Source organism: Streptomyces sp. NPDC055632 (assembly GCF_053618675.1).
In genome coordinates this window covers 79,399-92,096 of the sequence record NZ_JBSHHY010000031.1, presented here as the reverse complement: position 1 = coordinate 92,096, position 12,698 = coordinate 79,399, and the positions used below count along the sequence as shown (strand labels likewise).

The window sequence follows — 12,698 nt, the reverse complement described above, 5'->3', positions numbered from 1 at the left end:
GTCTTGCGTTTCCGACTCTATCAGATCTTTCCGATCCGATTTCCCCGGTGCTTTCCGGTCCCATTCGCTTTCGCTCCGGGCCCTTCCGGCGGTTCAAACATTACCAGGCTTTCTCGGTCCCCCTGACCACGTCCCGCTGCGAGCACGCAGAGGTGTAGACCACTGGGGTTAGGATCTGGCTTGATAGGTGCTGCCGACCCGCGACTCAAGGCCGCGTTGGGGTCAGGCAGGAGTACGACAGTACATCCCACCGTCAGTAGACGCAAACCGTCGCCGGTGGTCCCTAGCTCCGTCCAACTGGTACGTCTCGGGCGGAACCGGGACTTCCCATGACATACGCTTCTGAACAGCTCGCCGTCCAGGACAGGTAGTGACGGCGCCACACAATCTCCGCCCCTGGGAGGCTTCCCATGACAACCGTGACCTCGCCGCTCGCCGGCCGTGCCATCGGTCTCGCCGCAGTTCCCGACCCGGTCTTCTCCGGTGCGATGGTCGGCCCCGGTACCGCCATCGATCCCGTACGTGAGCCCTCCGAGGCCGTCTCCCCCGTCGACGGGGTCATCGTCTCCATGCACCCGCACGCCTTCGTCGTCGTCGACTCCGAAGGACACGGCGTGCTGACGCACCTCGGCATCGACACCGTCCAGCTCAACGGAGAGGGCTTCGAGCTGCTCGCGAGCAAGGGTGACACCGTGACGCGCGGACAGGCCGTCGTGCGCTGGAACCCCGCCGCGGTCGAGGCCGCCGGCAAGTCCCCCATCTGTCCCGTCGTGGCCCTGGAGGCCACCGCGGACTCGCTCTCCGACGTCGCCGAGGACGGCGACGTGAAGGCCGGCGACCACCTCTTCGGCTGGAACTAGCCGGTTCGTCCGCTGTGACGACCGCGAGTTCGACATTCAACGCGACGGCCGGGGCCGTCGCTCAATCGGAGACGGGTGAGATGGAGACAACGCTGCGAGGCGTCGGCGTCAGCCACGGAGTGGCGATCGGCGAGGTCCGGCACATGGGCACTGCGGTTCTGGAGCCGCCGGCCAAGTCGATTCCGGCCGAGGAGGCGGAGCGCGAACAGGGGCGTGCCCGTCAGGCCGTGGAGGCCGTGGCCGCGGATCTGATCGCCCGGGGCAATCTGGCCGGCGGCGAGGCCCAGGCGGTGCTGGAGGCCCAGGCGATGATCGCCCAGGACCCGGAGCTCATCGCCGACGTGGACCGCCGGATCGCGGTCGGCAGCACGGCCGAGCGCGGTATCTACGACGCCTTCTCGCACTACCGCGAGCTGCTCGCCGGGGCCGGCGAGTACATGGCGGGCCGGGTCGCGGACCTGGACGACGTGCGGAACCGGATCGTCGCGCGGCTGCTCGGCGTGCCGATGCCGGGCGTGCCGGACAGCGACGAGCCGTACGTGCTGATCGCTCGGGACCTGGCGCCCGCCGACACGGCGCTGCTCGACCCGACGCTCGTGCTCGGGTTCGTGACCGAGGAGGGCGGGCCGACCAGCCACAGCGCGATCCTCGCGCGGGCCCTGGGCGTGCCGGCCATCGTGGCGCTGCCGGGTGCGGGCGAGCTGGCCGAGGGCACGCTCATCGCGGTCGACGGTTCCACCGGTGAGCTCTTCGTGGACCCGAGCGAGGACAAGAAGGCGGAGCTGACGAAGGCCGCCGCCGAGCGCAGGGCCGCGCTGGCCACGTCCACCGGTCCGGGCGCGACCTCGGACGGGCACAAGGTGCCGCTGCTGGTCAACGTCGGCGGTCCGGCGGACGTGCCGGCGGCGGTGGAGGCCGGTGCGGAGGGCGTCGGCCTGTTCCGTACGGAGTTCCTCTTCCTGGACGACAGCAAGAAGGCGCCGTCCGAGGAGAAGCAGGTCGAGGCCTACCGCCAGGTCCTGGAGGCGTTCCCCGAGGGGCGCGTCGTCGTGCGGGTCCTCGACGCGGGCGCCGACAAGCCGCTGGACTTCCTGACGCCGGCGGACGAGCCGAACCCGGCGCTGGGCGTGCGGGGGCTGCGGTCGCTGCTCGACCACCCGGAGGTGCTGCGGACGCAGCTGTCCGCGCTCGCGAAGGCGGCCGAGGGCCTGCCGGTGTACCTCGAGGTCATGGCGCCGATGGTGGCCGACCGTACGGACGCGAAGGCGTTCGCCGACGCCTGCCGCGAGGCGGGGCTGCGGGCGAAGTTCGGTGCGATGGTCGAGATCCCCTCGGCCGCGCTGCGGGCGCGCTCGATCCTCCAGGAGGTCGAGTTCCTGTCGCTGGGCACCAACGACCTGGCGCAGTACACCTTCGCGGCCGACCGTCAGGTCGGTGCGGTGTCCCGGCTCCAGGACCCGTGGCAGCCGGCGCTGCTCGACCTGGTGGCGCTGTCCGCCGAGGCGGCCAAGGCCGAGGGCAAGAGCTGTGGCGTCTGCGGCGAGGCAGCCTCGGATCCGCTGCTCGCGTGTGTGCTGACCGGTCTGGGCGTCACCTCCCTCTCCATGGGCGCGGCGTCGATTCCGTACGTGCGGGCGACGCTGGCCAAGTACACGCTGGCGCAGTGCGAGCGGGCCGCGGCCGCGGCGCGGGCCGCGGACACCGCGCACGAGGCGCGGCTGGCCGCGCAGGCGGTGCTGTCCGGGGAGTGATCCCCTGAGATGGGCTGCGGCGAAGGGGCTTTCCGTCACGGAGGTGGCGGGGAGCCCCTTCGTCGTGTGCGGGGCCGGTGGTCAGTGGTGGGTGGTCCAGTCGTCGTCGGGGCCGGGGGCGAGGGGGAAGCCGGCGCGGTACTCGACGCCGGGTTCCGGGGAGAGGGGTTCTCCCGTGCGGGCGTCGGTGCAGTAGGCGGAGAAGACCTCGGCCTCGGTGAGCGGGGTCAGGGCGCCGTCGGTGAGGCGCCAGCCGTGGAGGCGGTCGGGGGTGTCGGGGGCGGTGGTGCGCAGGACGAGTCCGCCGGGGGCGGAGAGGGCGATGCCGGCGGCAAGGACGGCGGTGAACTCGGGGGCGGATCCGGCGCCGTCGGGGTCCTCGGGCGGTGCGGTGCCGTCGGCGTGGAGGACGGCGAGGAGTTGGTCGTCGGCGGCGGAGACGCTGCAGACGAGGTGGTGGGTGCCGGGGCCGGCGGCTTCGAGGAGGCGGGCGAGCAGGCGGGCGGCCCGCTCGTAGGCGGCCTTGCCGATGTCTTTGCCGCAGCTCGCGCAGTCGCCTGCGGTGGCGAGGACGGTGGTGGCGTACTCCCAGGTGGCCTGGCGGACGGCGGTGTCGACGAGTTCGGGCAGGAGGGCGGCGAGGGGCTGCCCGGTGTAGGTGACGCGGGCTCCGGTGACGGCGAGGTGGGCGGTGAAGCGGCTGCGGCTCGCGGGCAGGTCGGGGTCGGTGGCGGTCTCGGCGCACCAGGCCGCGTACTCCTCGGGGTCGAAGAGGGCGACGGTGGTGTGGCCGCCCTGTCGGGCGAGGGTCTTGAGGAGGGTCTCGATCTGGCGCAGGTAGGTGGTGTGGTCGTCGAAGAGGAACGTGCGGTAGCGGCGCATGGCCGCAAAGTCCTGCTCGTCGGCGAGGAGTCCGACGGTGCTGGGGACTTCGCGGCGCAGTGCGCGGCCGAGGTTCGTCGGGGTGGTTCCGGTCCGTGTCATGTCTCCCCCTGGTGACGGTCCGATCAGTGCTCACTCACCGTAACCTTCGCCACTGACAGTGACGGTTCGGGAGGGTGCCGAACGACGGGCGGGCGTGGTGCGGGGGTCGACGGCGGAACGCGCCGGGGAGGGGTGCCTCCCCGGCGCGTTCCGGAACGGTCGGGTCGTTCAGCGGGTGCGGTAGGCGTCCGTCAGGGTCTGGGTGAGGGTGTTGCCCTTCGTGTCGGTGAGTTCGGCACGGAGCGAGACGGACCGTCCGGCGGCGGGGTTGCGGAAGGCGGCCCGGCCGTCGGTGACGGGGACGCGGGTCCAGGTGGTGCCGTCGTCGGTCGACACCGAGACGGTCAGGGAACGGACGCCGGAACCGGCCGCCGCGCCCTGGACGGTGACCGGCACGCGGACCCGGGCGTCCGCCGGGGCGGTGCCGTCGAGGCCGAGGGCCGGGGCGAAGCGGACGGTGCTGAGGGGGAGCGCGGCCGGGCGGGCGGTCGCGGCCGAGGTGAAGGTCCAGGCCGCGGTGACGCGTCCGCCCGACGACGTGCCGTCGCCGCGGGTCGCGGTGGCGGTCAGCCGGTACGAGGCCGCTCCCGGGGTGGTGGTGAACGTGCCCCGGCCGGGCTCGCCCCGGCGGGTGCCGATCAGGACCCCGTCCCGGTGGAGCGTGGTGGTGGCGGCCCGGAAGCGCGGCGCGCTCGGCGCGTGGCCCTCGCCGTCGGCGAGCAGCGGGACGTCGAGGGAGAGGGTGGCGCCGTCGCGGACGCCGGCCGGGCGGGCGCCGGGCGCGGTGTCGAGGGCGGGGCCGAAGACGGGGTTGTCGAAGGTGTGGGTGGTGGTGGCGCCCGCGCGCACCGCGAACCCGTTCACGGCGTACCGGTTGGGCTTCGTCCCGGGGGCGGCGGGACCTTCGTACTCGACGTTCCACCGGCCCCGCTCGGGGGTGACGAGCACGGTCGCGGTGCCGCGCGGCCGGAGGGGCTGGGAGATGCCGACGGTGGGGCCCGCGCCGGGCTGGACGGAGACGAACGCGGTCCCGGTCTCGCCCTTCGGGGCCGCGCGGCGGACCTTGACGGTGGCGAGGGAGGAGGGGGCCGGGCGGCGGACGAGACCGGTCAGGGCGCGTGAGGAGGTGAAGGTGTAGCCGAGGGCGTAGTCGGTGGTCTCACCGGCCCAGTACGTGTCGAACCACTCCTTGACCGAGCCGGGCTCGGCGTCGGGGCCGAGGTGGGCGATCCGCAGGCCGGGGGCGGCCAGGATGTTCGCGGAGCGGGTCGTGCCGCCGTGGGTGACCTCGACGAAGCCGAGGCTGCTGAGGAAGCGGGCCTTCGCGTCCCGGGGGCGGACGTCCACCGGGGCGGTCGTGCGGGCGTCGACGGTGACCGTGGTGTCGCGGTCCAGGTCCAGGCGGGGCTGGACGATCCAGTCGGTTCCGGAGCCCTCCTCGCGCCCGGCCACGGTGGAGTCGAGCAGGTAGCGGCCCCTGGGGAGGCGGACGGTGACCGTGCCGGAGTCGTCGTGGGGCGTGACCTCCTCGGAGGCGCCGGGGCCCGAGATGCCGGTGACGTGGGTCCGGTACGCGTCGGTGGCGGCGCCCTCGCGGTCGAGGTGACGGATCGTCAGGGTGTACGTCTCGGGGGCGCGGGCCGCCGCCACGGCGGCCGGGGGCGGCGCGGAGAGCGTCATGCCGGAGAGGACTCCGGCGAGGGCGAGGGCGCGGAGGGCCGTGCGGCGGGACATCGCCGTACGGGCGGGGAGCGTGATGCGGGCGGAAGTCCTCATGTGGCCGGGTGTTGTCGTGCGGCCGGGTGTTGTCGTGCGGCCGGAGGTCGTCATAGGAGCGGAAGTCGTCGTGCGGCCGAGTGCCGGGGAATCGTTCATGCTCAGCACTGCTCGCGGCGGCGGGGGCGTTCCCGTGACCTGGGCCACAGCGGTGGGAGGGGTGTGGCCCAGGTCACGGGAACCCGGACGAACCGCCGTCCAGTGCCAGTTGTGGAATCACCTATGAGAGATCGTTTCCGTGCCGGGGACCCCTCGGCGCTCGGGGAGGCGTACGACGAGCACGCACGCGTGCTGTACCACTACGCGTTCCGGGTGTGCGGGGACCGGGCGGCCGCGGAGGACGTCGTCTCCGCCGCCTTCCTGGAGGCCTGGCGCTGTCGCGGGAAGGTGCACGCGGACGGCGGGAGCCTGCGTCCGTGGCTGCTCGGCATCGCGACCAACATCATGCGCGGCGCCGCCCGCGAGGCCCGGCGGCGGGACGCGGCCCTCGCCCGGCTCCCCGAGCGCGGCGTCCTGCCGGACTTCGCCGACGACGTCCTCGCCCGGATGACGGACGGGGAGCAGGTACGGGCCGCCCGTGTCGCGCTCGGCGGGCTCCGGCGGCGCGAGCGCGAGGTCTTCACGCTCGTGGTGTGGGCCGGTCTGGACTACGCCGCGGCCGGTGAGGCGCTCGGCGTCCCGGTCGGGACCGTCCGCTCCCGGCTGTCCCGGGCCCGTGAACGGCTGCGGAAGCTCGCGGACGCCGAGCTGAGGGCGGCGCGGCGGCGGGAGCGGTCCGCCGCCGTGGCCGTGCGGGCGGGCGGGCGCGCCGACGCGGTCGGTGGGCGCGGGCCCACGCCCACAGCCACGCACATGCCCGCGCACACGCCCGCACCCGCACCCGAGCGTCGGTCCGTACCACCGTGCGTACCGGCGGCAGGTCCCCTCCCGTCCCGATCGAATCCGGAGAAGCAGGCATGAACGCCTTCACCCCCCGCCCGCCGCGCGGCGCTGACGCGGACGCGCTCCTGCGGGCCGAGCTCGCCGAGCTGCTGCCCCCGCCGCCGGTGCCCGAACCGGAGCCGGAGCGGATCCTCGACCTGCGGCACGCCGTCCTGCGAACCGCCCTGGCCGCCGGGGACGACGGTCCGGCCGTCCGGTCGCGCCGGAGGTTTCCGCTCCGTCTGCTCGCCGTGCCCGTGGCCGCCTGCGCGGTCCTCGCCGGTGTCGTCGTGCTCGCGCCCGGGGAGGGACCGTCCGGGCCGCCGGGCCGGGTCTCGGCCGGGCCGCCGGCCTCGTCCGACGCCGTGCGGTTCCTGTCCCGCGCGGCGCTCGCCGCGGCCGCCGCGCCCGCGCCGAAGGTGCGGCCCGGGGAGTACGTCTACGTGAAGAGCCTCGTCGCACACGCGGGGCGCGACGCGGCCGGCGGCCCCGCCGTGCTGCCGTCCGCACGCGCGCGCGAGGTGTGGCTCTCGGCCGACGGCAGCCGTCCCGGTCTGCTGCGCGAGGCGGGTTCCGCCGACACTCCGCTCGGGTCGTCGGCTCCCGTGTACGAGCTGGACCGCCCCGGGGCCGTCCCCCGGAAGACCACCCTCGGGGCGGAGGCGCCGTCCGTCACGAACCCGACGCACGCGTACGTGGCGGCGCTTCCCACGGATCCGGAGGCGCTGCTGCGGCTGGTCCGCGAGCAGACGCGGGGGTCGGGGGAGACCGGAGGGCCCGGGGGCGACGCCGACCAGCGGGCGCTCACCGCGATCGGGACGCTGCTGGCCGAGACCTGGGCTCCCCCGGAGGTCACCGCCGCGCTGTACCGGGCCGCGGCCCTGATCCCCGGCGTGGCCGTGCTGCCGTCCGCGACCGACGCGGCCGGACGCGAGGGCGTCGCCGTGGCCCGCACCGCCCACGGCGAGCAGACGCAGTGGATCTTCGACCGCACGACGTCGGCGTTCCTCGGGGAGCGGACCGTCCTCTCCGAGACCACGCCGGCCGGGCGGGCGGGCACCGTCCTCGGGGTGTCGGCGGTGCTCGTGAAGGGGGCCGCCGCCGCACCCGGCGAGCTGCCGAAGGGCTAGGTCCTGTCCGGCGGATCAGGGTCGGACAGGCCCTAGGGGAACACTCGGGGCCCCGATCCGGGTGGATCGGGGCCCCGGGCGTTCGTGGGTCTAGGCGCGGCGGTTGGCCGCCAGGGTCTCGTAGAAGTGGAGGAGGCCGAGGTCGTCGACCGAGCCGGCGTTGACGGCCTTGGCGAGCGGGGTGCCCTGGAGGAGGCGCTTGACCGGGACCTCGATGCGCTTGCCGGTGAGGGTGTGCGGGACGCCCGGGACCTCGATGATCTCGTCGGGGACGTGGCGCGGGGAGAGCTCCGAGCGGATGGTCCGCTTGATGCGGGCGATCAGCTCCTCGTCCAGGGTGGCGCCCTCCACGAGGTGGACGAAGAGGGGCATCCAGTAGCCGCCGTCCGGCTCCTCCAGGCCGATGACGAGGGACTCGCGGATCTCCGGGAGGCGTTCGACGGCCTCGTAGATATCGGCGCTCCCCATACGGACGCCCTGGCGGTTGAGGGTGGAGTCGGAGCGGCCGTGGATGACGACCGAGCCGTGGTCGGTGATCGTGATCCAGTCGCCGTGGCGCCACGCGCCCGGGAACATCTCGAAGTAGCTGTCGCGGTAGCGGCTGCCGTCGGGGTCGTTCCAGAAGTGGATCGGCATGGACGGCATGGGGTTGGTGACGACGAGTTCGCCGACCTCGTCGACGAGGGGCTTGCCGGAGGGGTCCCAGGCCTGGAGGTCGGTGCCGAGGCCCGCGGCCTGGAGCTCGCCGATGTGGACGGGGAGGGTGGGGACGGCGCCGGCGAAGCAGGAGCAGACGTCCGTGCCGCCGCTGACGGAGGCGATCCAGAGGTTCTCGCGGACCTCGTCGTGGAGCCAGCGGAAGCCGTCGGGGGGCAGCGGGGAGCCGGTGGTGGCGACGCACCGCACGGCCGAGAGGTCGAAGTCCCGGCCGGGGTGCACGTCCGCCTTGGCGCAGGCCATCACGTAGGCGGCGGAGGTGCCGTACAGGGTGGCGCGGGTGCGCTCGGCGACGCGCCACTGGGCGGCCGTGTCGGGGTAGCCCGGGCTTCCGTCGTACAGGACGATCGTCGTGCCGGTGAGCAGGCCGGAGACGAGGAAGTTCCACATCATCCAGCCGGTGGAGGTGTACCAGAAGAACACGTCGTCGGGGCCGAGGTCGCAGTGCAGGCCGAGCTGCTTGACGTGCTCGACGAGGATGCCGCCCTGGGACTGGACGATCGCCTTCGGCAGGCCGGTGGTGCCGGAGGAGTAGAGGACCCACAGCGGGTGGGAGAAGGGGACCTGCTCGTAGACCGGCGCGGTGTCGGCGGCGACCAGGTCGTCCCAGGCGAGGGTGCCCTCGGGGGCCGGGGTGCCGAGGAGGGGGATGTGGACGACGGCGCGGAGGGTCGGGAGCTCGGCGCGCAGTTCGGCCACGGTGTCGCGGCGGTCGTGCTCCTTGCCGCCGTAGCGGTAGCCGTCGACGGTGAAGAGGACGACGGGCTCGACCTGCTGGAAGCGGTCGAGGACGCTGCGGGCGCCGAAGTCCGGGGCGCAGGAGGTCCACACGCCGCCGACGGCGGCGGTGGCGAGGAGGGCCACGACGGACTGCGGGACGTTGGGCAGGTAGCCGCTGATCCGGTCGCCGGGGCGCACGCCGAGGGCGCGCAGCTCGGCGGCGAGGGAGCCGACCTGGCGGCGGAGCTCGGCCCAGGTCGTCGGCGCGGGCTCATGTGTCTCGTCCACATGGAGCAGGGCCGTGTCGTGGGGGCGCTCGTCGGCGGCGCGCAGGGCGTGCTCGGCGTAGTTGAGGGTGGCCCCGGGGAACCACTCGGCGCCGGGCATCGAGCGGTCGCCGAGGACGCGCTCGTACGGGGTGGAGAAGCGGATGTCGAACCACTCGGCGACCGCCCGCCAGAACGCTTCGAGCTCCTCGACCGACCAGCGGTGGAGGGCCGGGTACCCGCCCTCGGCCGGGGCCCCGTGGTGCTCGGCCGCCCAGGACTGGAAACGGGTGACGGCGGCCGTGGCGATGCGTTCCTCGTCCGGCTGCCAGAGCGGCTCGGTCTGCGCTGATGTCATGGGGCGGCTCCCTGGCTGTACGCGGGGTCTGCGTGTGTCCCGCGCACGTGCTGGGGTGTGCGCGCGACGCGGCTGACAGGACGATGCCATGTGATCGTCTTTCGCACCAGGGCCGCCCGCCCATGGTCCGGTAGTTGAATATGTGCTCCCACCACGGGTGAACGGCAGTTGAACGCGGCTCGTGGCGCCTTTCGCGGGTGGCAGGGTGAGCCGCATGGACGGTCGTGAACTGCTGCGTTCGATGATGGTGTTCGGTTCGGTGGAGGGCTTGCGGACGGTGCGGTCGGCGTGGCGGCGGCACCGTACGGACGCGTGGGGGACGCCGCCGAGGGGCGCGGAGCGGGCCCGGGTGCCGGGGCTCGCGGAGGCGGCGGAGTCCGCGCCGGGCGGGGGGACGATCCGGTTCGCGCGGTCCTCGCTGCGGCTGTGCGTGTCGGCGGGCGGCACGGTGTTCTGGGGGTGGGACGGGGCCGGGCCGCTGCCCTCGTACGCGCTGGCCGGTGAGGCCCCCGAGCCGGACCCCCGGGCGGCCCTGGAGCCGGACACGGACGGCGGCTGGCGGATCGTGTCGGAACGGGTGACGGTGGCGGTCTCCCGGCACGGGGCGGTGGAGGTCCGGACGCCGGGCGGGCTGATGCTCCGGCGGGACCTGCCGCCGCGCTGGTGGGAGCCGGTGGACGCGGGGCCGTCCGGGGCGGCGCGCTGGGTGCAGCGGAGCGAGGTGCCGGCCGACGCGCGGTTCTTCGGGCTCGGCGGGCGGTCGGGCGGGGCGCGGCCGCGGGACGGCTCGTACCGGCTGTGGAACGCGGCTCCCCCGGGGCGTCCCGGCCCCGGGGGCGGGCCGCCGCACCTCACGATGCCCGTGCAGTTCGTCGTCTCGGACGCCGGTACGCACCTGGTGTTCCACGACAACTCCTGGGACGGCCGGATCACCCTGTCCGAGGGCGAGGAGGGCGCCGGGTCCGGGCACGACCGGCCGGGGACCGGCGAGGTCCGCATGGAGGGCGGTCCGCTGCGCTGCTGGGTGGTGGTCGGCACCCCCGCGCGCGTGCTGCACGGCTGGGCGGCGCTCACGGGCGCGCCCGCGCTCCCGCCGTCCTGGGCGCTCGGCCCGCAGCACGCGCGCGAGGGCTCCGGCGGAGCGGCGGAGGTGCGGAGGGCGGTGGAGGCGCACCGGAAGCACGGCCTTCCGCTGTCCGCCGTCCACCTGGGCGCCGGCCACCGGGACGGGCGGCGGGCGTTCACGGTGGACCGGGAGGGGTTCCCCGACCTGCCCGCGCTCGCGGAGGAGCTGCGGGAGGAGGGCGTGCGGCTGGTGGCGGCCGTGGACCCGGCGGTGCGGGCGGAGCCCGGGGACCCGGTGTACGACGGCGGGCGCGCGGTGGACGGCTTCGTCCGGGACGCCCGGGGCGACGAGGTCCGCGGGACGGCCGGGTGCGTCCGTCCGGACTTCACCGATCCGGCGGTGCGGAAGTGGTGGGGCGGGCTGTACGGGGAGCGGCTCCGGCAGGGCTTCTCCGGGGTGGCGCACGAGCTGGACGGGCCGGTCCCCTCCGTCCCGTTCGGCGGTCCGGCGCTGCCGCGCTCGGCCCGGTACGCGCTGGACGGCCGGGGCGGCGACCACCGGGAGGCGCACAACGTGTACGGCCTGGAGATGGCCCGCTCCGGGTACGAGGGGCTGCGCCGGCTGCGGCCCGACGAGCGGCCCTTCCTCCTGTCGCGCTCCGGCTGGGCGGGGACGCAGCGGTACGGGGGCAACTGGGCCGACGGGGTGTCGGAGGGGTGGCCGGGGCTGCGGGCCTCGCTCTCCCTGGTCCTGGGCCTCGGGCTGTGCGGGGTGCCGTACTCGGGACCGGACGTGACGGGCTCCGGCGGCGGGGCGTCCGACGGGGTGTCGCCGGAGCTGTTCCTGCGCCGGTACCAGCTGTCGGCGTGGCTCCCGCTGTTCCGTACGCGCGCGGGGACCGGCCCCGGGCCGCACGAGCCGTGGGAGTTCGGGCCCGACATCGCGGAGTACGCGCGCGTGGCGCTGGCCGAACGGGAGCGGCTGCGGCCGTACTTCACGACCCTGGCGCGGCTCGCCCGGATGACGGGCGCGCCGTACGTCCGGCCGGTGTGGTGGGGGACGCCGGAGGACCGGGCGCTGCGGGACTGCGAGGACGCGTTCCTGCTCGGTGACTCGCTGCTCGTGGCCCCGGTCCTGACGCCCGGCACCGACCGGCGGGCGGTGCGGCTGCCGCGCGGACGCTGGTACGACACGGCGACGGGGCGGGCGTACGAGGGGCCCGGGCAGGTGCTGCTCGACGCGCCGCCGTCACGGGTGCCGGTCCTGGCCCGGGCGGGCGCGGTGCTCCCGGTGCGGGGCGAGGAGGGCGGTCCGGTCCTGGAGGTGTGGGCGCCCGCCGCCGGGCGGACGGGCGGGGGGCTCGTCGTACGGGACACGGGGGACGGCTGGGAGCCGGCCGAGATCGAGCGGTACCAGTCGCGCCTGGTGGACGGGCGGGTGGTGGTGGAGCGGTTGACGGACGACGGGACGGCGGAGGCGGGGCTGCCGGTGCGGGTCAGGGGGCTCTGAGGAGGGACCGCCGCGTTTATGGATGCGGGACTCCGAGGCGGGACCGCTGCTACGGGTGCGGGGGCTCTGAGGAGGGACCGCCCCGGTGCGGGACCGAGCGCTCCCCGCCCCCTCAGCCGTACTCCCCCGCGAACCACTTCCGCACCGCCTCGGTGTGGAGCGGGAAGGCCAGGTCCCCCGGGGCCCGGAGCAGGTGGTGGCCGCTGGTCTCGTCGGTCGGGACCGAGGCGGGCAGGGAGGAGGCCGGGCGGGGCGGGAGGAGGCCGAAGACGAGGAGGTGCCCGGCCGGGGAGCTCAGCGCGTCGGCGAGGCGGACCTCCTCGGCGGCGGCCTCGATGCCGGTCTCCTCGCGCAGTTCGCGGACGACGGCGGCGCGCCAGTCCTCGCCGTGGTCGATGAAGCCGCCGGGGAGCGCGATCCCGCCCCGCCGGGGCTCGATGGTGCGGGTGATGACGACGAGCCCCGTGCCGTCCGCGTCCGTGACGGGCAGGAGGGCGACGGCGACGGGCAGCGGATTGCGGTAGGCGGTGCGGCCGCAGCCCGGGCAGGTGCGGGGCCAGCCCGCGCCGGCGGAGTGCGCGGCGCCGCAGAAGGAGCAGTGGGAGTCCTGCACGGTCGAGTCGGTCACGCCACGACCGTA

General features: G+C 75.0%; 9 protein-coding genes. 5 read left to right on the top strand and 4 right to left on the bottom strand.

Annotated features, from left to right (window positions below; translation table 11 throughout):
* The first annotated feature begins 410 nt into the window (after nt 1-410).
* Entirely contained in the window at nt 411-860 is a 450-nt protein-coding gene (locus tag ACWGSR_RS29835) for a PTS sugar transporter subunit IIA (protein WP_376241742.1), read from the top strand.
* Between the two features lie 80 nt (nt 861-940).
* Complete coding sequence (ptsP, locus tag ACWGSR_RS29830) at nt 941-2,611, top strand: phosphoenolpyruvate--protein phosphotransferase (RefSeq protein ID WP_376241740.1); 1,671 nt, start codon at nt 941-943, stop codon at nt 2,609-2,611.
* Nucleotides 2,612-2,692: 81 nt separating this feature from the next.
* Here the strand turns inward: ptsP and ACWGSR_RS29825 are convergent, their stop codons facing one another.
* Together ACWGSR_RS29825 and ACWGSR_RS29820 are read right to left on the bottom strand one after the other, a co-directional pair.
* Nucleotides 2,693-3,595: a hypothetical protein gene (locus ACWGSR_RS29825; protein ID WP_453570976.1), complete on the bottom strand. Its 903-nt coding sequence runs from the start codon at nt 3,593-3,595 to the stop codon at nt 2,693-2,695.
* Between the two features lie 168 nt (nt 3,596-3,763).
* Entirely contained in the window at nt 3,764-5,371 is a 1,608-nt protein-coding gene (locus tag ACWGSR_RS29820; protein WP_453570973.1) for a serine protease, read from the bottom strand.
* 222 nt (nt 5,372-5,593) lie between these two features.
* On the opposite strand from ACWGSR_RS29820, the gene ACWGSR_RS29815 reads away from it, so the two are divergent.
* Nucleotides 5,594-6,331, top strand: a complete 738-nt coding sequence (locus ACWGSR_RS29815) for an RNA polymerase sigma factor (protein ID WP_453570970.1) — start codon at nt 5,594-5,596, stop codon at nt 6,329-6,331.
* Nucleotides 6,328-7,422 (top strand): CU044_5270 family protein, encoded by a 1,095-nt coding sequence (locus ACWGSR_RS29810; protein WP_453570968.1) that lies wholly within the window; start codon nt 6,328-6,330, stop codon nt 7,420-7,422. The genes ACWGSR_RS29815 and ACWGSR_RS29810 overlap by 4 nt, the downstream gene beginning before the upstream one ends.
* Nucleotides 7,423-7,512: 90 nt before the next feature.
* Here the strand turns inward: ACWGSR_RS29810 and ACWGSR_RS29805 are convergent, their stop codons facing one another.
* Entirely contained in the window at nt 7,513-9,483 is a 1,971-nt protein-coding gene (locus ACWGSR_RS29805) for an acetoacetate--CoA ligase (protein WP_376241730.1), read from the bottom strand.
* 214 nt (nt 9,484-9,697) lie between these two features.
* Here ACWGSR_RS29805 and ACWGSR_RS29800 point away from each other — a divergent pair, with 214 nt between their 5' ends.
* Nucleotides 9,698-12,058, top strand: a complete 2,361-nt coding sequence (locus ACWGSR_RS29800) for a glycoside hydrolase family 31 protein (protein ID WP_453570964.1) — start codon at nt 9,698-9,700, stop codon at nt 12,056-12,058.
* A gap of 112 nt (nt 12,059-12,170) precedes the next feature.
* On the opposite strand, the gene ACWGSR_RS29795 is transcribed toward ACWGSR_RS29800, so the two are convergent.
* Complete coding sequence (locus tag ACWGSR_RS29795; RefSeq protein ID WP_453570983.1) at nt 12,171-12,671, bottom strand: NUDIX domain-containing protein; 501 nt, start codon at nt 12,669-12,671, stop codon at nt 12,171-12,173.
* Between the last annotated feature and the right edge of the window lie 27 nt (nt 12,672-12,698).